The following is a 20,817-nucleotide window of genomic DNA, read 5'->3' on the forward strand; positions in this document are numbered from 1 at the left end:
AAGGACTCTGACCCCATGTTTCTCCCACCCTTCCAACCCACCGCCTTGTCCATGGCCGCCATGGACCTGTCGAAGGTGGGGCGGGGTGGCTGTGCAGGACCGTCTTTTCGCATGGATGCGAAAAGCGAGCCTACACGGACGTACTTGTGGCGTGTCCTGCACAGCCACCCCGCCCCGCCAACAAGCAGCCCTGAAGCTTTTGCCGTTGCCGTTGCCGTTGCCGTTGCTTCAATGCCGCGCGCAAGCGCAAAAAAAACTCACTCAGAACGCGTTGATGCCGGTCAGTTCGCGGCCTATCACCAGCTGGTGCACCGTCTCGGTGCCTTCGTAGGTGATCACCGATTCCAGGTTGAGCGCATGCCGTATCGCGGCGTGCTCGGTGGTGATCCCCGCCGCACCCAGCACGTCGCGGCACTCACGCGCGATGTCGATCGCCATCCGGCAGTTGTTCCACTTGGCCAGGCTCACCTGCTGTGGCTGCAGCCGGCCCGCCTCTTTCAGCCGGCCCAGCTGCAGGGCCAGCAGCTGCGCACCGGTGATCCGCCGGGCCATGTCGGCCAGCTTGATCTGCGCGCTCTGGGTCGCCGCCAGCGGCCGGCCGAACAGTTCGCGTTCGCCGGCATACGCCAGCGCCTCGCGCAGGCAGGCAATGGCCGCCCCGATCGGCCCCCAGCTGATGCCGAACCGCGCCTGGTTGAGGCAGCCCAGCGGGCCCTTCATGCCCACCACCCCCGCCAGCCGGTTGGCCTCCGGCACCTGCACCTGGTCGAAGAACAACGCACCGGTGGAGGACGCCCGCAGGCTCATCTTGCGGCCGATGTCCTGCACGCTGAATCCCTCCATCCCCCGCTCCAGCACGAAGCCCTGCACGCCGTCTTCGGTCTGCGCCCAGACAATGGCCAGGTCGGCGATGGGCGCATTGGTGATCCACATCTTGCTGCCATCCAGGCGCCACTGGTCACCCTCGCGCACCGCACGTGTCTTCATGCTGGAGGGATCCGATCCGCCATGCGCTTCAGTCAGGCCGAAGCAGCCGATGACTTCACCGCGGGCCATCGCCGGCAACCATCGCAGGCGTTGCGCCTCGCTGCCGTAGGCGAAGATCGGATGCATGCACAGTGAGCTCTGCACCGACACGAAACTGCGCAGGCCTGAATCGCCGCGCTCCAGTTCCTGGCAGATCAATCCATAGGACACCGCGTCCATGCCCCCGCCGCCGTACTCCACCGGCAGGGACGCGCCGAGCAGGCCCAGTGCTGCGATCTCCGGCACCAGTTCAGCGGGAAAACGCGCCTGGTCGAAGCAGTCGCCGATGATCGGCAGCACGCGCTGGTCGACGAAGCGCGCCACGCTGTCCTGCACGGCGCGCTCTTCGTCGCTGAGCAGGGAACGGACATCGAACAGGTCGCAGGGATCAAGTCGCATCGGGTGCACCAAGTGGGCCGGAATCGAGGTCATTGTGGTGGTGGCGCAGTGCCGCGTCGAGGACGGCGGGCGCTTCCCGTACCAGCTGCCCGTTCATCCGCGTGCTCCCTCGCAGCCACTCCGGCACCCGCGATGCGGCAGCATCCAGTTGCTGTACTCGCGAGATCTCTCCCCGGCGTGCCAGCGTCCATTGGCGGCCGATGGTGCAGTTGACCTGGCCGTCGCCAAAGTCGCCGATCAGATCGTGCCCGCCCACGACCCGGTCCGGATTATGCAGCGCGTGCAGGCTGCGCATCTGCTGATCCGCCAGCAGCGCGGCGCGCTCGCCGGCTTCGGCCGGGGCGATGCCCTGTCCGGCAAGCGCCTCACCATGCGCAGCGGCCAGTTTGTTCCGCCACGAGCTGCGCGCACGTCGCGCAACCTGGGGATCGCGGGCACGGGGGTCGAAGCGCGCGCGCGCACCGAGATATTCCTCCACCGTCAGCGCGTTGAGACCCGCCTGCTGCCCGGCCAGCTGACGATCCAGCTCGCCGAACTTGCCCTGATCGAGCTTCTGCGGGGAAAAAACCAGAAGCAGGCAGGTCATGCCGGCACCGGCCAGGCAATCCGCCACGCGTGCCAGCACCCATACCAGGGCAAGGTGCGCCGACGTTACATGGGCACCCCATACCGGGTCCTGCCGCGCCGCCATCTGATCTACGCGGCCAGGCACCGCGTAGAACCCTGATGCGTCGCGGACCTGCCGGCGTGACATCGCGCATTCCTCTCATCCCACGGTGCGCTACAGCGTAGGAATAAGTGGCTGTTCCAGTGGGGGATGGCCTGCTCATAACGCGCATCGTTCAAGACAAACGATGAAGCCGAACATCGGTGTCGATCCGCGCTATACCGGACGGCGTCAAGGGTTCGCACTCGACGCGGCACACCTGCTGCATTGCAGCATCCGCGGCCCGCAGCGCGCGCCCCGCCGCCGATGCAGCCCACCCTGAGACGGGCAACTGGCCGATCCGTCGGCCAGCCGTTAACCTGATGGATTCAAACACCCGTTTCGCCGTGGCAGCACGTGCGTTATTCCAAGGCAACCACCGCCCCTGCAGCAGGGCGGTCTACCCAAGAGTCAGGTCATCCATGAGCGCAGAAGCCACCGAACTGCCCCCACGCGAAGTGATGGAATTCGATGTCGTCGTCGTCGGCGCCGGCCCCGCCGGCCTGGCTACGGCCATCCGCCTGCGCCAGCGCGCCATTGAAGCCGGCAGCGAACTGTCGGTGTGCGTGCTGGAGAAGGGCTCCGAACCGGGCGCGCACCTGCTCTCCGGCGCGGTGATGGATCCGCGTGCACTGGCCGAGCTGTTCCCGGACTGGGCCGAGCGCGGCGCGCCGTTGAAGCAGAAAGTCACCCGCGACGAGTTCCTGTTCCTCAGTGAAACCGGCGCGCGCACCACGCCCAAGCCCCTGTTGCCGGAGTGCTTCCACAACGAAGGCAACTACATCGTCAGCCTGGGCGAAGTGGGCCGCTGGCTGGCCCAGCAGGCCGAGGCGCTGGAGGTTGCGATCTTCCCTGGCTTTGCCGCTGCCGAAGTGCTGTACGGCGAAAACGGTGAAGTCATCGGCGTGGCCACCGGCGACATGGGCATCGAGAAGGATGGCCGCCATGGCCCGAATTACGAGCGCGGCATGGAACTGCTCGCCAAGTACACCGTCTTCGCCGAAGGCTCGCGTGGCCACCTCGGCCGCCAGCTGATCAACCGCTTCAAGCTGGATGAAGGCCGCGATCCGCAGGCGTACGGCATCGGCATCAAGGAGCTGTGGCAGATCGACCCGGCCAAGCACGAGCCGGGCCTGGTGGTTCACGCGGCGGGCTGGCCACTGGACGGCAGCACCTACGGTGGCGCGTTCCTGTACCACGCCGAAGGTGGCAAGGTGTCCATCGGCTACGTGGTGGGTCTGGACTACAAAAACCCTTGGTTGAGCCCGTTCGAAGAGTTCCAGCGCTTCAAGACCCATCCGGCGATCCGCACCCACCTGGAAGGCGGCAAGCGCATCGGCTACGGCGCACGGGCGATCACCGCCGGTGGCCTGCTGTCGCTGCCGAAAACCGTGTTCCCGGGCGGAGCGCTGGTCGGCTGCGAAGCCGGCTACCTCAACGCCAGCCGCATCAAGGGCAGCCACGCGGCGCTGAAGACCGGCATGCTGGCCGCCGACGCCGCCTTCGATGCACTCGCCGCGGGCCGCCAGCACGATGAGCTCAGTGCCTATCCGCAGGCGTTCGAATCCAGCTGGCTGCATGCCGAGCTGCAGCAGTCCAAGAACTTCAAGCAGTGGTTCAAGAAGGGCCAGGCGGTGGCCACGCTGATGACCGGGATCGAGCAGTGGCTGCTGCCCAAGCTGGGCATCCGCAATGCGCCGTGGACGCTGCGCCACAGCACCCCGGACCACGCCTGCCTGGAGCCGGCGGCACAGCACACCAGGATCGACTATCCCAAGCCGGATGGCGTACTGACCTTCGACAAGCTCAGCTCGGTGTTCCTGAGCAGCACCCACCATGCCGAAGACCAGCCCAGCCACCTGACGCTGAAGGACGCGCGCATTCCGGTGCAGGTCAACCTGGCCGAGTACGCCGGACCCGAAGCGCGCTACTGCCCGGCCGGGGTGTACGAATTCGTCGGCAGCGAGGGCGACCAGCGCCTGCAGATCAACGCGCAGAACTGCGTGCACTGCAAGACCTGCGACATCAAGGACCCGACCCAGAACATCGTGTGGGTGACCCCGCAGGGTGGCGGCGGCCCGAACTACGCCGGCATGTGACGCGACGATGCGGATCCTGCTGTTGTTGGCCAGCATCGCCGCGTTGAGCGCGTGTCGCGCGCGTGCACCGCAGGATCCGGAGCAGGCCGCCGCGCTGGAACGCGAGCGCGCCTTCGCCATCTGCGCCGGCTGCCATACCGTGCACGCCGGTGGCATCCACCGCTATGGCCCCAACCTGCACGGCGTGTTCGGACGGCGCGCAGGCAGCCTGGCCGGCTATGCGTACTCCGATGGCATGCGTGCGGCGGACATCGTGTGGAGCGAACAGACGCTGGACGCCTTCCTGCGTTCACCCAGCGCCAGCGTGCCGGGCACGCGCATGTACAACGCATTCCCGGATCCGGAGCGGCGCCGGCTGGTCATCGAATACCTGCAGCAGAACGCGCGCTAGGCGCCGGCGGCGCCGACCGGCGAGGCCGGCAACCAGCGCAGCAGGCACTGCCGCAGCTGGGCCAGCGACAATGGCTTGGTCAGCACTTCATCCATGCCCGCTTCACGGCAGCGCCGCAGGTCCTGCTCCAGCAGGCTGGCCGTCAACGCCACCACGGGCAGGCGCCGAACGCCCTGGCGTTGTTCGCGCTCGCGCAGCAGGCGGGTGAACGCATAGCCGTCCATGACCGGCATGCGGCAATCACTGATCACCATGTCGAAGGCGGATGCGGCCAGCAGTTCCAACCCTTCCCGGCCGTCGCCCGCCACCGCGTGCGATACCCCAAGCTGCTGCAGGCGCCAAGCCATCATCGCCTGCGCGGTAGGGTGGTCTTCCACCACCAGGACCCGCGCCGTGCGCAGGTGCACCGGCAGCGGCGGGACGCTGCCCGGCCCCGGCGCGCTGGCCACCAGGTCATCATCGCTGGCCACCGGCAGCGGCAGCAGCACGTCGACCTCGGTTCCCTTTCCCGCCACGCTGTGCACCAGCAGGCGCCCGCCCATCAGCTGCACCAGGCGCTGGCAGAGCGTCAGTCCCAGGCCGATGCCACCCTGGTGGTGCGGCGCGGCGGGGTCTACTTCGGTGAAGGGCTGGAACAATGCCTGCACCTGTTGCGGCTGCATGCCGATGCCACTGTCGATGACCTGCAGGCGCAGTTCCTGCAGGCTCGGCGAACTTCCTTCCAGCACCTCCGCGCGCAGCACCACCCCCCCTTCGCTGGTGAAGGCGATGGCATTGTCCAGCAGGTTCTCCAGCACCTGTCGCAGCCGTAGTCCATCCACCTCGTGGGTGGCCGCGAGCCGCACGTCAAGCTCCAGCCGCAGGCCGAGGCCCTTGGCCGCGGCCTGCCCGGCGTAGCGCTGCTGCAGCGATTCCAGCAGCGGGCGCAACGGCAGTGGCAACGGATCCAGGCGCAGTGCACCGGCATCCATCTTGGCGTAGTCGAGGATGTCGTCCAGCATCTGCCGCAGCGCCTGCGCGGCCAATTCCGCTTCCTCCAGCTGGGTGCGCTGGGCGGGTTGCAGGGCCGTATGGGCAAGCATCTCCAGCATCCCCAGCACGCCGCTCATCGGCGTACGGATTTCATGGCTCATGGTCGCCAGGAAGCGTGCCTTCGCCTCGGCCGCCTGCTCGGCCGCGGCCATCGCCGCTTCCAGTGCGTCGGCCTGCGCGCGGGCCTCGCTGATGTCCACCCAGTATCCGCTCCAGGTGACCATCCCGGCATCAGCCGCGTACGGCTGAGCCTGGCTGCGTACCCAGCGCGGCGATTCCGGCATGCCGACAGTGCGGAACTCGAGCTCGAAGGGAAGGAAATCGCGCGCCGCCCGTTCGATGGCGGCCTGCACGTCGGCTACGTCACGCGCATCGATCGCGTCCAGCACCGCCTGCGCCGAGGCCATCGCCTTGTCGTGGTCGATGCCGAACAGCGGCTGCATGTCGCCGGCAACGTACGGGAAATCAAGGCCGCCATCGGCCGCCCGGCGCATCTGGTACACCACTGCGGGCAGGTTGCCGGTGACGTCGGCCAGGCGCTTTTCCAGTCGCCGACGGCTGGTCACTTCCCGCTGCAGCCGCCAGTAGCCCAGCAGGTGCACCAGCAGCGCGGTCAACAACACCAGGGTGATCGGAATTCCCCAGCGCGCCACCGTTCGCCAGTCGCTGCCGCCCTGGTAGGCCACCGCCAGCCAGTCGTTGCGCAGCGCCTCGCGTTGGCGTGGGCCCATTTCCTGCAGCAGGCGATCAAACCGCGTTGCCAGCCCGGCGTGCTCGCGCTTGACCGCCAATGACAGGTCATCGTCGAAGCCCGCCGGTGCCGTCACCTGCAACTGACCGGGGAAGCGTTCGCGCAGCAGCCGGTCCACGATCGCCAGGTTGCCGATGTAGGCCTGTGCTTCGCCATCGAGCAGCCGCTGCAGGGCTTGTTCGGCGCTGCGCGCGGCGAGGATGCGCGCCTCCGGCGCACGTTGCAGCACCGGCAGGCGCAGCCGTTCGGGATCGGACAACAGAACGCGCTTGCCGGCCAGGTCGTCCATGTCCAGCACGCTGCCGCTGCGCGGCCCGGTCACGATGACATTGGGCACGCTGATGAAGGGTTGGCTGAACACCCAGCCCTCGCCCAGGTAACGGGAATCGTTGGGCACGCCCATCACGGCATCGATGCGGCCGCGACGCATTTTTTCGCGCAGGTCGAACCAGTCGTGGCTGGGTTCGGGGGTGAGCGTGGCACCGGCCTGCCGCAGCCGCTGCAGGTAGTCACTGGCAAGCCCGGAAGGCCGGCCATCGGCATCGGTGAAGGAGAGCGGTGCGGCATTGGGCGCAAAGCCGGTACGCAGCGGCGTGGACAGCGCCCGCCGCTCCACCTGGTCCAATGCCTGCCGCGCCGGCGCAGACCACACCGGCACGCGCAGCCAGCGCGCGGCAATGCCTGCACGCACCGACGCCGGCTGCTGCGACATCGCCTGGTCCAGCGCTTCCACCAGCTGCGGCCGGGACGGCGGCACGCCGAAGTGCAGCGTATCCAGCTCCATGTCTATCGGACGCAACAGGGCGATGCCTTCCAACGCCGTGTCGTTGATCAGCTGGCTGGCCACGTAGGCGTTGCCGATGAACACATCCGCCTCCTGCCGCGCCACCATCCGCAGCGCATCCAGCGTGTGCGCTGCAAGCAACTGGCGCGCGGCGGGAAAGCGGGTGCGGATCTGCGCCTGGGTCAGGAAGCCCTGCTCGCTCACTACGCGCAGGCCCGCCAGGTTCGGATCATTGGACGCGCGCAGGTCATCGCTGCGTCCGACCACGGCCAACGGCGCGGTCGCATACGACGTGCTGTAGGCCAGGCACCGGTTCGGGGACGTGCTCGGCGATACGTTCATCACCACGTCGATATCGCCCCGGCAGGCGGCCTCCTGCACCTGCGCCCAGTCCGGATAGCGACGGTAATCCAGGGTCACGCCCATCCGTGTCGCAAGATCGGCCAGCGTGTCCGGGCCCAGCCCGCGCACCCTGTCCCCTTCGACGAACTCGAACGGCGGCCAGCCACTGTCGTAGACCCCCACCGACAGAACCGCGGGGGGCCGTACAGGCGACGGTGCCTCGGCACGCGGCGCGGGGGGCGCGGGGGGCGCGGCCCATGCCATCGCAGGCAACAGCGACAGCAGGATGCCCATGCCGCATCCTCGGCAGTGAGCCAGGATCGTGCGCACCAGGTTCGCTCTCCTTAGAATAGGGATATCGTCGATGCCTGCTTTCCACCTAACCCATGTCACCCGGGGCCATACTAGAGCATGACGCTTCGCATCATCATCGCTGACGACCACCCCGTGGTTCGCATCGGCGCCCGGTCGGTCATCCACGGCAGCGGCGTCGGCGAAGTCGTGGCCGAAGCCGCCACCGCGCAGGACCTGCTGGCCTACCTGTCCACCCATCCCTGCGATGTACTGGTCACCGACTACTCGATGCCGGACAGCACCGTGCCGGATGGCTTTGCGATGATCAGCATGATCCGTCGACGCTATCCGTTGTTGCCGGTGCTGATGCTCAGTGTTTCCAGCAACCTGGCGATCCTGCGCATGGTGCGCGACGCCGGCGTGTTGGGGCTGGTGGACAAGGGATCGTCGATGGACGAACTGCCCGTCGCCATCCGCACCGTCCACCGTGGCCTGCCCTACGTCAGCCTCTCATTGAAGGAACGCGTGGAAGCAGCGGGCAGCAGCGCGATGGTGGAAGGCGAAGGCCGCCCGCTGTCACCGCGCGAAGTGGAGGTGCTGCGCCTGCTCGGCAAGGGCATGACGGTCAAGGAGATCGCCACGCTGCTGCATCGCAGCGCCAGCACCATCAGCCGCCAGAAGGGCGATGCGATGCTGAAGCTGGGGTTGAACAGCGATGCGCAGTTGTTCGATTACCTGCGCAACGGCCAACTGTAATCCCGCACCGGTTTCATCCCATCTCGAACCGCAGCGGTGCAGTGCCCATGGCCGGATCACTGCTGCCGGGCAGGCCGTTTTCCACACGCCCGGCCAGCCGCTGGCGGGCGCCCGGCTGCTGCACCTGCAGGTCGTACCAGGCGCCCGTTGGAGCCGCCGGCCAGGTGATGCGCGCCGCTTCACCGGCGTCCAGCGAAAGCGATCGCTCCGGCATCAGGCCCGGATAGGCCGCCCCGCGCACCGCCACCGACACGGGGGCCGAACCTGGGTTGCGGAGCTGCAGGACCATGCCATCCGCGACACGCTCGATCGCTGTTTCGACCGGCATCGGCGCCTGGGCGCTGCCGCGGAAGCGCCGATGGAAGCCATTGGGGCCGAGCACCCACAGGTCATAGCCCTGTTCCGCATCCAGCGGCCAGATGCCTTGCAGGTCCTCGTCCGGGCCTACGGTGTAGCGACGCGGCAGCGCATCCAGCCGCAGCAGGTCGTAGACGTGCAGCACGGCGGCGGCCCCCTCGCAGGCCAGCGTCAGGCGGATGTCTGCTGCCTCCGGGTCGGTCTGGATGGCCACGCTGGGGCGATAGGGCAGTGCGCGGGAGGGACGCACGCCGGGCTCCTGGCGCGCCGGCTGCAGGGCCTGCGGGGGCACCGGCACGGTACGCGCGGGCAAGGCAGCGGCGCGCGCCGCGGTGGCGGCCGTGGCCGGCAATGCGTGCGCGAACGGGCGGTTGTCGGTCTGGGAGAAATCGAAGGCGGCGGTCAGGTCGCCACACACCGCGCGCCGCCACGCTGAAATATCCGGCGCGGCCACGCCGAAGCGCCGCTCGATCAGGCGGATCACCGAGGTGTGGTCGTAGACCTGCGAATCCACCCAACCCCCGCGGCTCCAGGGTGAAATGACGTACATCGGCACGCGCGGCCCCAGCCCATAGGGGCGGCCACGCAGCGCGACTTCGTCCTGCTTCTCGTTGCCCGGCGAAGGACGCCGGTGATACTCGCCTTCAGTGCTGACCACCGAGGCGCCTGCCCATCCACCGGCCCGCGCGGGATCGGCTGAAGGGGGCGCCGGCGGTGGCATGTGGTCGAAGAAGCCGTCGTTCTCGTCGAACATCACCAGCAGCGCGGTGCGGCTCCAGACCGTCGGATCGGCGGTCAGGGCGTCCAGCACCTGCGCGGTATAGGCCGCGCCCTGGGCCGGACTGGACGGACCGGGGTGCTCGCTGCCGGCGGCATCGGCAATCAGGAAGCTGACCTGCGGCAGGCGCCCATCCAGCACGTCCTGGCGCAGCTGGCCCAGTCCGCGCGTGCTGACCGCGCGTTCGCGCAGTTCGGTGTCATGACCGGGTGCGTTGCGCCAGGCCAGTCGGAACGCCTCGAACCCCGCCAGCGGATTGTCGGTGAAGTTGTCGGCCATGTCCTGGTAAATGCGCCAGTCCACGCCTGCCTGCTGCAGCCGCTCGACATAGGTGGTCCAGGTGTAGGACGCGGCGTGGCCGCCCAGCTCCGGGAAGTTGTCGTGCGAGTTGGCTACCGCGGGCCCGCCGCCAAGGGCGTGCGGATCGTTGTGCCCGGTCCACAGGAACAGCCGGTTGGGGTTGGTGCCGGCCTGCATCGCGCAGTGGTAGGCATCGCAGACGGTGAAGGCTTCGGCCAGCGCGAACTGGAACGGCAGGTCGGCGCGTTGGTAATAGCCCATCGCGTGGTCCTGCTTGGCCGCAGGCCAGTGCGCCATGCGCCCGTGATCCCAGGCTTTTTGCGCATCCGGCCAGGTGTGCGGGGTGCCCTCCACGCGCATGTGGCCGAAGTGCGCGGCGGTATCCAGCGGGAACGGCGCGATGCCGTGGGTACCGGCGGCATTGGGCTGCAGCCACAGCGTGCGGATCGGCTGCCCGGCCTGCAGCGGCGGTGCCGGCGGCACGAAGCGGTCGCCGAATCCGCGCACGCCCGGCAGGGTACCGAAGTAGTGGTCGAACGAGCGGTTTTCCTGCATCAGCACCACGATGTGCTGCAGATCCTGCAGGCTGCGCGTGCGCGCATCCGGGGCGATCGCGGCCGCGCGCGCGATGCTCGGCATCAACGCGGCGATGCCGGCCGCCACGCCGCCCTGCAGCAGGCGGCGGCGGCCGATATCGTGCGGCGTGTGTTGCCGTTCGCTCACAGATCTACCCGTACCGAGAAGCCCACGGTGCGCGGTGCACCGATGAACGCAGTATCGCTGCCATCCACGCCGGACAGGTAGCGGCGGTCGGTGAGGTTGCTGACCACGAAGCTGGCGCCCACGCCCTTCAGCTTCGGCGACAGATCCTGCAGGTCGAAGCCGATGTTGGCGTTGAACACCGTGGCCGACGGCAGCTTGTTGGCATTGGACGCATCCAGGTAGCGCTCACCCAGGTAGCGACCGGAGACGCCGAAGTTCCAGCTTTCACCCTGCCAGTCAGCCGACATCACCAGGATGTGGCGCGGCTGCCCGATCACATCGGCGCCGTCGACGATGCCCAGTTCGGCATCGCGCGCGGCGTTGCCGCTGCCCAGGTATTCAGAGCGGTTGTAGGTGTAGGCCCCGTTGATGCGCCAGCCGTTGTCCCAACCGTAACCGAGCGCGGCTTCCACGCCGGTGCTTTCCACGCCGCCGAAGTTTTCGTAGACGCCATCGGTCTCGTCCAGGTAGTCGATGCCGTCGGCCAGTCGCGCCGGCAGGTAGACGATGCGGTTGTCGAACTTGATGTTGTACAGAGTGATCGAGCCGGTCAGCGGCCAGCGGCTGACGCGCAGGCCCAGTTCGATGTTGTCCGCGGTTTCCGGTTCCACCCGTGCGAAGCGCTGGGCGTCGGTCTCGCCGAGCACGCCGGACGGAATGGCGGCGAAGTTCTGTGAGTACCCGGCGAATGCCTCCAGGCCCTGCACCGGCAGCGTCCAAGTGGCGCCGGCGGACAGCAGCGGATCGGACTTCGAATCGGATCGCACGTTCTCCGCCGCACCGATCGTGCGCTGGCGCTTCTGGTCGACGAAGAACTGCTTGACGCCGACGCGTGCACTGAACGGACCGAAGCGCGCCACGTCTTCGACGTAGTACATCTGCTCGTCCACCTTGTAACGGTCTTCGAACTGCACCCAGTACGGCACGTTGTCGAAGGAGATATCGGTTCCGACGTTGAGCAGGCGGTGCCAGTCGCGGCGCACGCTGCGGTCCACGTTTTCGACCCACACGCCACCGCGCACGGTGTTCTCGACGGTGCCGAAGTCCTGCTTCCATTCCACGTCGGCGGTGAAGCCGGCACGAGCGTTGTCGTAGTGCGAGTGACGATAGGATTGAATGCCCTGCACGCCTGCGGCGTAGCAGTTGGGATCGTAGTCGGCGGTGAATCCGGCACGCGGCGTGCATCCTGGGATCATCTGCGCGGCGCTGCCATCGGGATTGACGAAATAGAACTGGCCCAGCGCGGACCCGCCGTACACGGTGTCGCCGCCACGGTACTCGGACTCCGGATTGCCCACGCCGTCTTCGCGCGCCTGCACCAGATAGGGCGGCAGCCAGTCGCCCCGCCCTTCCATCTTGTGTGCGTAGCCGGCCACGCTGGCCTTGAAACCATTGCCGCCATCGAACGCTGCGCGCAGGTAGCCGAATGTGTTTTCGCGCAGCGCGCGCGAGCCGGAACGGAAGTTCTGGTCCAGGTTCGGGATGCCGGTCAGGTTGCCGACCAAGCCATCACGGTCGGGGTTGGTGGCGAAGCTGGCCGGCGAAACGCTGGTGTATTCCGGTTCGTTGGCATCGTTGTAGGACGCATACCCCGTCAGCGTCCAGCGATCCAGTTCAGTGACGAACTTGGCCGCCACGTGGTCGTTGCTGGTGCGTCCACTACCGTCGATCCAGTCACGTACCTCAGCGGACGAAGCGCTGATCCAGGCGCGGGTGTGTCCGGCCAGCAGGCCGGTATCGAAGCGTGCGTAATACTTGCGCGCATCGTTGTCACCGCCGCCAACGACGAAGCGCACGCGCTGTTCCTGCAGCGGATCGCTGGTCAGGAAATTAAGCGTGCCGCCCAGGGCTTCGTTGGAACGCGATGAGATATCCGCCGTGCCCTGGCTGACCTCCACCGTTTCCAGGTCCAGCGTGTCGATGTAGCGGTTGGCCAGCGAGCCACCGCCATAGCCGGACCCGCCGTTGGGCAGGCCGTCGATGGTGGTGCCGATCTGCTGCGTATCGCGGTTGGTGACGAAGCCGCGCATGCTGATCTGCGTGCCCCACACCGACGAACCGGTGGCATCGGCTTCGCTGACCACCACGCCGGGCAGCTCGTTGAGCGCGTTGTTGACGCTGCTCAGGATGGTCTGCCGGTTGATGGTTTCCTTGCTGACCGATGTCTTGGCATAGCTGGTGGCCTGGCCGATCACCTGCACCTGGTCCAGCGTGCGCGCATCGTCTACAGGCGCTGCGTCATTGGCATAGGCGTGCAGGGCGGGCAGCAGCATCACACTGAGCAGGCAGGCGCGGGGCAAACGGCGGAGTCGGGGAGCAGGCATCGGGTCGGTTCATGGGGTGGGGTCCGCCGGAGTATTGGGGGGAGCGGTGACGTGGCTGTTACATCAAGCGCCGTGCGTGCGCTACCAGCAATCGTCTGCTGCGGCCGTACGCCTGCCTGCGCGATCCAGCGACATCACGCCGCAGCGGCTGTCTCCTCGCGCGTCGATCGGCGTGGTGCGCACCAGATACCCGCCCGTGCCGGGTACCATCACCTCCAGACGGTAACCGACCAGTTCGCCTGCACAGGCGGCTACCGGAGGATTCCGGTAGCTGAGCTGCCGCGTATACAGCCGCTCCAGCACAGAAGCCTGATCCAGCATGCAGTGCTGAGCCAGCACGCGACGGGTTTTGATGATGTATCGGGTGTAGGAGGGAAACGCGATGGACGCCAGGATCGCCACGATCGCGCACACGATCATCAGCTCCAGCAGCGTGATACCCCGGTTGCGGCGCCTCATCGTGATAAGCCTGTATCACCGCGCCAGCGAAGCTCGCGCCAACTGGCTCGACGCAGCCGGTTGCCGATCGGGTTGGTTATCACACCGGACAGGCCACCATCCTCCAGCGACCCGCCCAACCAGTCGCCCAGGAAACCCGGACCGTTGGGCCCCTGTCCAACCAGAAAGCCCGAGGACGGCACGGGATGCCCGTCCGCATCGATCAGGTCGCCAGGATTGCCCACCGTGCCATCGCCATCCATGTCGAAGAAACTGTCGTCCAGCCTCCCACCTGTGAACGGATCAATTGCCATGAAATAGCCTGACCCTGATGGATTGCAAGGGTTACTGGCATCGGGGATGCGGGTCGTACCTACCAGCGTCCGGCCTCGGAACTGATTGGGCAACACCATGCGTTCGCCTCGCGGCGGCGCGCCAGGTGAGATGAAGTCAATCACCCAACCATCTGCTCCCGGTTGTTCGTTCTTGTCCAGCGCACGCCCCGTCGCCGTTTCGGCGAAGATGCGTGTGGACACCAGCCCCACGCGCCCGGTGATGGTCTGTCCGCGGTCGCGGATGCCATACCACGACTGGACGCCCAGGTTGGTCAGATCACGCGTTTCCAATAGCGCGCCGGTACCGAAGAACACCCACGTCATACCGTCTTCCGGATTGCGGCCGACCAAGGGGGTTGCCGTGATGGGTTGCCGTGCGCCGCCGTACTGCGCGGTGAACAGACGCTGCGATTGCGAGCGGACCAGGTCCACGCGGAACAGGCCACCGGCTGCATCACCCACGTAGGCCGTCTCGGCAAACCCATCCCCATCGGCATCCCATGGCCGCGCACCGTAAGCGCCACCACCGGCTCGATCCAGCACAGTGGTATGCACCTGCGCGGAATCGAGTGTGATGCTGTAGAGCCGAGACAGATCATCGCCACCGTCTGCACCATTGCCCAGCACGACGCGCCAATCCCCATCGGCCACCTGCGCGATCAACGGCTTTCCGATAACTGCACCCATGCCTTCAAGTGCCTTGCCATCCAGCTCCCACATCAGGCGGACGTCGCCTGGTCGGGTGATGTCCAGTGCGAAGACCCCCGGGCCAGCGCGACCGCGCGTTCCCACCAGGATCGTCTTCCAGCTCCCGCCGACATAGGCGTCCGCCACGGTCAGCTCGCCATCTAGCAGGTAGCGGTGCTGGTAGCCTTGCCCGGCATACTGCAGCAGGCCCTCAAAGGGAACCGAGCTTGGTATGACCGCGACGTTCTCGTCGCCACTGGCTGCATCGAAGCCATGCAGCATGCCGTCGTTAGCACTTGCATACAGCGCCGGCCTGCGCCCGGACAACGATTGCACGAAAGCGGCGTAACGGTCAGCTCCCTGGAAGCGCTTACCCCAGTAAAGACTGGGGTTGGGCGGCCCGACATACACGGGCGAAGAGTTGACGAAATCGCCGAGTACGCCTGCGCGCAGGCGGAACGTCTCTTTCCCCTCCATGCTGCGGTCTCCCAGCAGATACTGCAGCACCCGCTCCTCGCCCAATGCACTGCGCTGCTCCGCGCTCAAGGCATTCCAGCTTGCGGCCACCAGCGCCCCACCCTTTGAGATGAGGATCTTCCGCTCACGCCAAGGGCGTACATCCAGCCGCGTCGACGCGCTCCAGACCGCAGTAGTCCCCACCACTCCGGTGCGCGCGTCGGCCTGGTACGCGCTGAGGTCTCCGCGCCAGCTCCCTGTCTGATAGGTCGCACTGTATATGCGTCCATCGTCCCCGGGCTCACCGCCATTGGTGGACACGGCAGAGCCAGCGCCCAGCTTGACCTGGGAGATTGCCTTGAACGCCTGCTCAAGGCTGGCGACCATCCGCGCCGCGTCGGAAGCTGCAAAGAAGTTGCGCGGCCGGCGCTCCCGCTTGTCATTGTTCACATAGTCAACGCCGTTCCACCACCATTCTGGCAGCAGCGGCGGTGCCTTCGGGTCGTAGGTCTCGTAGCCACTCGGGACCTCGAAGCCGCCGTACTTCGCAGCCAATACATACTGATTGTTGGTGAGCTTGTAATCACCCGTCTCGATCACATCAACCCAATAGGTCTGCAGCGTCTGCTTGCCGGGGAATCCGTTGCGCGCTTCGTCAGGCCGAATGTCCGTCGTGTTGGCCAGATAGGCCAGCGCCGCGATGTAGGCAGAGTTCTGCTGCTGCGACGCCCCGTTGTACCAAGGCGCAACCGCACGTGAGCTGGCCAGGGAAGCGGAAAATCCTTCCATCAACCAGATCTGCTTCAACGCCTTCACGACATCAACCGACGTGTCCGATGAAACCCCTGCGGGTTTCACGGGTTCCCCCCCCCTGCTGGTTGCTCCAGGCAGGTTCTTGTCGGTCCAGGTGTTGGTGTCGCCGATGCCTAGCAGGGTATTGCTCTGGCACTGGTAGCGGATCGGATCATCCCACGCCGCGATGACGGGGAAGCCGTCCGCCTGACGATAGCGCGTCGTGGTGTTTTTCGATAGTTCGCTGAATTCCTTTACGTTACCCAGCCCGCGGATATAACGCTGTGCGGCGTAGTAGAGCTCGCTCACATTGTCATAAGATTTGGGCGTGCGTCCCGTCTTCATTTGCCCGAATCTGTTGAGATAATTGATCACGCCGCTGTTCCTGACACCGCCTCCCGTCGCGGCCGCGTCGGCAGGGTCCGGATTGTCCAGCAGTACGCCGGTAACCGGGTCCCATTCCCGCGCCGCATTGACCGTGGGTGGCGTCAGCGGGTCGTGGACGAACGGCCCGATGAACTTCTGTCGCGCACGCAATACACCTCCATCTGCTGCTGTCTCATAGCCACCCGTCTGCCCGGCAGAGGGACCACCGTTGTTGAGATAACCGAAGATGGAGTAACGCAGGCGATCGTTGTTCTTCTGCAGCAGACCCTCTGGCTTGAAGCCGTTTGCGTAGGCCACACAGTTGTCCTCCAGGCCAACGGCCGGATCGCAGACCTTTACCCGGATGCTCACTTCATAGATGACGCCTTCGTCGCCAGGGTTCGTACCGCTTGCTGGCGAAAGCGTATGACGCGCGTTTTCCGGGTTGTAGGCGACCGATGATGTCGCCGTATCCAGGTTTCTCGTGGACGAAAAATACATGCGTGCACCCAGCCCGTAAACGCGCGCATAGAAGGCCCTGTACTGCGCCGGAGTGGCCGCATTGACCGCACGCTCGTTGGCAGCCGTGCCGCTGGGCAGCCGCCGTGTCTCGAAATTGGCTGCCCGGCCCTGGATGGAGAAGTCGGCTTTCTCAAGCCACGTCTCTGTCGGTGTGTCACGAACCCTGTAACCGCCAGTCAGGCCCTTGCGGAAAGGATCGATGGTCTGCGTGGCGGCCCAGTTCATGAATCTGCCATCCCAGAGCTTGCCTGTGCAGCCTGCTGCAGGACGCAGCGACACCGGCGCAAAGTGACGCTGATCTTCCTGCGTCGCATAGACGTAGCGGTAGCACTTACCAGGATCGAAGTAGCCCACATAAGCGCTGGTCGAAGAATAGTTGCCGAGGTTCGCCGCACTGATCAGCGTAGGAAACTCCACCGACGGCACCAGCACCAGATTAGCGGGCACCTGGATCTCCGCAGTCAGTGGCGTCTGTGCGACTTTCGCGTGCAACCCACCACTACCCAGCGCCAGTACCAGGGTCAAGCCCGCTACTGCACCGGCATATCCATATCTCAGCATGACTTCACCTTACTCACGTACGACGACGGTCTGCAGCACCACGCGTGACCGCCCGTTGGCATCCGGGTTCGAGCCGCGGGCCAGCACCCGGTAGTATTCCGCCTCGACCAGACCCGGCGACTCACCGTAGTTGGGTTCATTGCCCAGGCCCAGTTCGACATGGGTCTCGCGTCGGCCCATGTACTGCACCGAAAACTCGGGCGCGCCCGCACTGATCTCCTTGCTTTGTATATCCGGCGCCACCTGCCAGCTTCGGCCGGCCTCGGTTGCGCTGCTGCTGATGGGCAGGGGACGGCATGCAGGACTGTCAGGCAACCCGCTTTCAGAGCAGTTCGTGCCTTCGCCGCCGGCACCGAACCGCTTCAGTTGAATTGTCTTCTCGGCCGCCGCGAGGGCGCCCTCCGCGCTCTGCAGCGCCAGGGCGCGGTCGCGCATGGACGACGTCATCTGCTCCTGCAGTACCCCGGCGTTCAAGCTCATCACCGCGATGATCGACAACAGCAACAAGGTGATCAGGACGACGAACAGGGCGATGCCACGCTGTCCGCCGCGTTTGCTTTGAAGGGCGCGCATCAGCCTCGGGACCTTATCTGATAGGTGTGTTGAAAGTGCCGCGCCGCCGTGTCGCTTATTCGCCCGGGCAGCTGTGGCACGACCGAGAAGCGCACAGAGACGGCGGTCACTTTCTGCCACTCCGCGTCCGGGACCTCGGCGGCAGTGACGTAGCGGGACCCACCGCCGACCAAGTACCTGAGCTGGAAGCTGTCGATGCCCGGTACGATCGCCGCGGCCCGGGCCTGTTTACCGTCACGCACCACGCTGCGGTACAGCGCCGCGCGTTGATCCGGGCCGGTGCCTACATACCAGCGCACCTGCTCCGGCAGCGCCATGGCGGTATCAGGGCCATAGCGCTGCATGGCAGCCATCGGTGGCATGGCCCCCGCGCAGGCATTGCCGCGGACGAAGTAGTCCACGCAGTTGGCGGGCGCAGTGTGGCCGATGGCAGCGCCCGTTGCGGTAACGCGCAGCAGAGTGGTGACCTTGAAATCACACACGAGCAATGCATCACCCACAACAGGCGTATCGTCACCGGTGACCGGAATCGGCTGCGTGGACTGCGCCGTGTCGGTGACCGATAGCTGTAGCGGAGTCAGCGTCCACAGCCGGATGCTCTCGGTCCCGGCCAGGCGTTCGGCTTCTGCGGTTCCAGAGTCGAGTGCAGGCATCTGAAAGACCCGCGCACTGCTCGCTTCATCGGCTCCTCTTACCGGCTCGGACAGCGTCTGCCAGAACAGGTTGTCCCGCTGCGCGAGAAGATTGACCACCGGGTGCCGATTGTCGCACAGGGTATCCCCCGCGCCACGCAGGTCCTGGCCGATCAGTTCCATCGCGACCCTGGCGGCTTCCTGAGTCCGTGATACGCCTATCGTACTGTGGGCGTTGGCGGCCGAGTTCAGGTAAATGCCCCCGCATGCCATGATGAGCAGCAGGCCAAGCGCCAGCGCCACCATAAGCTCGACCAAGCTGAGTCCAGTGCACTCCGCGCGCCTCATGGCGTAAATCCCAGCTCGATCTCCACCGCGTCCGGATCCGTTCCCGCACCGGCGCGTTGGTCGTCCCACGTGATCGACGCCGTACAGGCATCGGCCGTGCAGCGTACTGCACCACACACCTGCATCGACGCATCCCCTTGTCCGCTCAGCCCCTGCAGCCAGTGTGTGATGTCCTGCCGTGCCAGATCCCCGGTCGGGGCCTCGTCATGCGTGCAGACCGTGCCGTTCGTGTCATAGGCACCCGACTTGAATCCCGCAGGGTTGGCACGGATTGCCTCGGCGAGGCTGGACGTGGCGTACACGGCGGCCGTTCTGACCAGCGCTCCTTCATTACGCTTCAGTGCCACCAGCTGCGCAGAAGCCGCAGCCAGCCCGCCGATGGAGAGCAGGAGCACCGCCACCATGACCTCGATCAACCCTGCTCCTTCCACGCCCCGCCTTGAGCCAACTCCCCGCATCATCATCCGCACCCCTGTTCCTCTTTCCGACGCTGAAGCGAGATACCGTTAGCTATGGTCAGCCGATAACGCTTCAGTACCGCCGTGCTGCAGACCAGGATCGAACCTTCTGCCGGCACGCGGCCCCCCATGCTCACCAGCCCGGTCGACTGGAAGACAAGGCCACGTCGGAGCGCCTCGGAGACCGTCACGCCACTCCTGTCCGGCATGCGACCCGTACGGAGCACCAAACCCTTGCCCGTGGTTACGATCCACTGCTGCCAGCCATCGGATGCGCATCCAGAGCGGTCGCGCGAACCGCAAAGGACGACGCTGTCATTGCGGCGGATGGCTTCATGACGGGCAAACTCCATGTCGCTCAACAGATCGTTCGTTGCGCTGGCAATTCGCGTCTGTGCGATCAGGGCGGAGAACGAAGGCATCGAGAGCGATACCAGGGTCGCCAGCACCGCCAATGCGACCATGAGTTCCAATAAGGTGAAGCCGCTGGTGACTCGGTTCGGGACAGCTCTACAGCTCATGCTTTGCTCTGGTGGGAGAAGGTGGAATCCGTACGCGGCGGCGAGCTAGCGCAATGTCGAGCGCCGGTCCATTGGTGGTGGAGCACCCGCATCACCGTCGCGGACAACACGCGCTTCAAACTTCGGTGTGCTCTCGGATTTGATGTCCACTGTCCCTACTGCGAGATCCCGTCGCTGCAGCAGCGTGGTGATGCGTTTGGTGGCAGCGCCCAGGCGTGCATCATCACCAATGAGAACCTGCAGAATCGCAGCAGTTGCCATCGTCATCCGCAGCTTGTCCTTGCCGGCGACCATCTCGAACTCTTCGTCGTTCATGGCCAAGTGTGTCAGCCATGCATGCACGATCGTCGCCAACCGGTTGCGCAAGGGGTCGGTGGCGTCCATGGGTGGACCTGACAGACTCACCGCGCCTGCTCCATAAGCTCATCGCGGTCGGACACATCCTTCTGCAAGCTCATCCAGCGCCCGAACAACAGACCCAGACATACCGCCATCGCGGACCATGCACCGACTAGGATCAACAGTATCTTCAACACGTTCTCCATCTGCTCGCTCACTCACCGGCCAAGGATCCGGCGCTGTCGATGGAGAATAGGAAAGCCCTCCCGAATTAAGAATCGAAGAACCTCGAAATTACTTATCCGCCACTTCAGAAGCAGCGGATCTTATCGTGCGGGTGGAAGTAGACGCTGCCAAAGCCATCCATGAGATCCACCCGTATCTGCCCGCGCTCGTTCCGTCTCACACGCAGCACCCGGCACAGGAACTCGGCGCAACCGGGAATGCATGCGAGTATCAGATCACCCGGATGCAGTTCGCCGGCTTCGCAGGTGCGGGCCAGACCTTTCGTGGCGTCTGTGACGTGACCAGATGACATTTCGCGGTGCTCCGAGTGAAGAGTGCAGGCAGATGACTACGGCTGGCGACGCTCTTCGTCCGCCTTCCCGCACGGTACCTCGCGTCTGTTGCCTGCAGCACCCGTTCGAGGCAAGAAATCGTCCTGTAGTGCTGCATTTCGAAATCGTTC

Annotated in this window: 17 protein-coding genes; 3 read left to right on the top strand and 14 right to left on the bottom strand. The window is 65.8% G+C overall.

The genetic code is table 11. From position 1 onward, the window contains the following. Positions 1–261: 261 nt before the first annotated feature. Together SOM47_RS16750 and SOM47_RS16755 are read right to left on the bottom strand one after the other, a co-directional pair. Entirely contained in the window at positions 262–1,425 is a 1,164-nt protein-coding gene (locus SOM47_RS16750; RefSeq protein WP_192084757.1) for an acyl-CoA dehydrogenase family protein, read from the bottom strand. After that, on the bottom strand, positions 1,415–2,179 hold the full coding sequence (locus SOM47_RS16755) for a polymorphic toxin type 15 domain-containing protein (RefSeq protein WP_052812042.1): 765 nt from the start codon (positions 2,177–2,179) through the stop codon (positions 1,415–1,417). The genes SOM47_RS16750 and SOM47_RS16755 overlap by 11 nt, the downstream gene beginning before the upstream one ends. A 374-nt stretch (positions 2,180–2,553) precedes the next feature. Here SOM47_RS16755 and SOM47_RS16760 point away from each other — a divergent pair, with 374 nt between their 5' ends. Beyond that, positions 2,554–4,230, top strand: a complete 1,677-nt coding sequence (locus tag SOM47_RS16760) for an electron transfer flavoprotein-ubiquinone oxidoreductase (protein WP_042614731.1) — start codon at positions 2,554–2,556, stop codon at positions 4,228–4,230. 7 nt (positions 4,231–4,237) lie between these two features. Next, on the top strand, positions 4,238–4,621 hold the full coding sequence (locus SOM47_RS16765) for a c-type cytochrome (RefSeq protein ID WP_042614730.1): 384 nt from the start codon (positions 4,238–4,240) through the stop codon (positions 4,619–4,621). On the opposite strand, the gene SOM47_RS16770 is transcribed toward SOM47_RS16765, so the two are convergent. Then, positions 4,618–7,824, bottom strand: coding sequence for an ATP-binding protein (locus tag SOM47_RS16770; RefSeq protein WP_320506208.1), 3,207 nt, complete (start codon positions 7,822–7,824; stop codon positions 4,618–4,620). The genes SOM47_RS16765 and SOM47_RS16770 overlap by 4 nt on opposite strands. Before the next feature lie 117 nt (positions 7,825–7,941). On the opposite strand from SOM47_RS16770, the gene SOM47_RS16775 reads away from it, so the two are divergent. Beyond that, positions 7,942–8,580 carry a response regulator gene (locus SOM47_RS16775; protein ID WP_042614729.1) on the top strand — a complete coding sequence of 213 codons (639 nt, stop codon included), beginning with the start codon at positions 7,942–7,944 and terminating at the stop codon, positions 8,578–8,580. Between the two features lie 13 nt (positions 8,581–8,593). Here the strand turns inward: SOM47_RS16775 and SOM47_RS16780 are convergent, their stop codons facing one another. From SOM47_RS16780 to SOM47_RS16830, 11 genes are all read right to left on the bottom strand, one after another. Then, entirely contained in the window at positions 8,594–10,738 is a 2,145-nt protein-coding gene (locus tag SOM47_RS16780) for a phosphocholine-specific phospholipase C (protein WP_320506209.1), read from the bottom strand. Then, entirely contained in the window at positions 10,735–13,101 is a 2,367-nt protein-coding gene (locus SOM47_RS16785) for a TonB-dependent receptor (protein ID WP_320506210.1), read from the bottom strand. The genes SOM47_RS16780 and SOM47_RS16785 overlap by 4 nt, the downstream gene beginning before the upstream one ends. An 81-nt stretch (positions 13,102–13,182) precedes the next feature. Beyond that, on the bottom strand, positions 13,183–13,560 hold the full coding sequence (locus SOM47_RS16790) for a type IV pilin protein (RefSeq protein WP_320506211.1): 378 nt from the start codon (positions 13,558–13,560) through the stop codon (positions 13,183–13,185). Next, the gene (locus SOM47_RS16795; protein ID WP_320506212.1) at positions 13,557–17,222 is read right to left on the bottom strand and encodes a pilus assembly protein; all 3,666 of its coding nucleotides are present in this window, start codon (positions 17,220–17,222) and stop codon (positions 13,557–13,559) included. The genes SOM47_RS16790 and SOM47_RS16795 overlap by 4 nt, the downstream gene beginning before the upstream one ends. A gap of 45 nt (positions 17,223–17,267) precedes the next feature. Further along, entirely contained in the window at positions 17,268–17,831 is a 564-nt protein-coding gene (locus SOM47_RS16800; protein WP_320506213.1) for a pilus assembly PilX family protein, read from the bottom strand. Next, the gene (locus SOM47_RS16805) at positions 17,831–18,781 is read right to left on the bottom strand and encodes a PilW family protein (RefSeq protein ID WP_320506214.1); all 951 of its coding nucleotides are present in this window, start codon (positions 18,779–18,781) and stop codon (positions 17,831–17,833) included. The genes SOM47_RS16800 and SOM47_RS16805 overlap by 1 nt, the downstream gene beginning before the upstream one ends. A gap of 26 nt (positions 18,782–18,807) precedes the next feature. Continuing rightward, complete coding sequence (locus SOM47_RS16810) at positions 18,808–19,227, bottom strand: type IV pilus modification PilV family protein (RefSeq protein ID WP_320506215.1); 420 nt, start codon at positions 19,225–19,227, stop codon at positions 18,808–18,810. 44 nt (positions 19,228–19,271) lie between these two features. Then, the gene (locus tag SOM47_RS16815; protein WP_320506216.1) at positions 19,272–19,790 is read right to left on the bottom strand and encodes a GspH/FimT family pseudopilin; all 519 of its coding nucleotides are present in this window, start codon (positions 19,788–19,790) and stop codon (positions 19,272–19,274) included. A 45-nt stretch (positions 19,791–19,835) separates the two neighbouring features. Beyond that, complete coding sequence (locus SOM47_RS16820; protein ID WP_320506217.1) at positions 19,836–20,174, bottom strand: hypothetical protein; 339 nt, start codon at positions 20,172–20,174, stop codon at positions 19,836–19,838. 17 nt (positions 20,175–20,191) lie between these two features. After that, the gene (locus SOM47_RS16825) at positions 20,192–20,323 is read right to left on the bottom strand and encodes a hypothetical protein (RefSeq protein WP_320506218.1); all 132 of its coding nucleotides are present in this window, start codon (positions 20,321–20,323) and stop codon (positions 20,192–20,194) included. A gap of 116 nt (positions 20,324–20,439) precedes the next feature. After that, positions 20,440–20,667, bottom strand: coding sequence for a hypothetical protein (locus SOM47_RS16830; protein ID WP_320506219.1), 228 nt, complete (start codon positions 20,665–20,667; stop codon positions 20,440–20,442). Positions 20,668–20,817 lie beyond the last annotated feature (150 nt).

Source organism: Stenotrophomonas sp. CFBP8980, assembly GCF_034046095.1.
Lineage (GTDB): Bacteria > Pseudomonadota > Gammaproteobacteria > Xanthomonadales > Xanthomonadaceae > Stenotrophomonas > Stenotrophomonas lacuserhaii.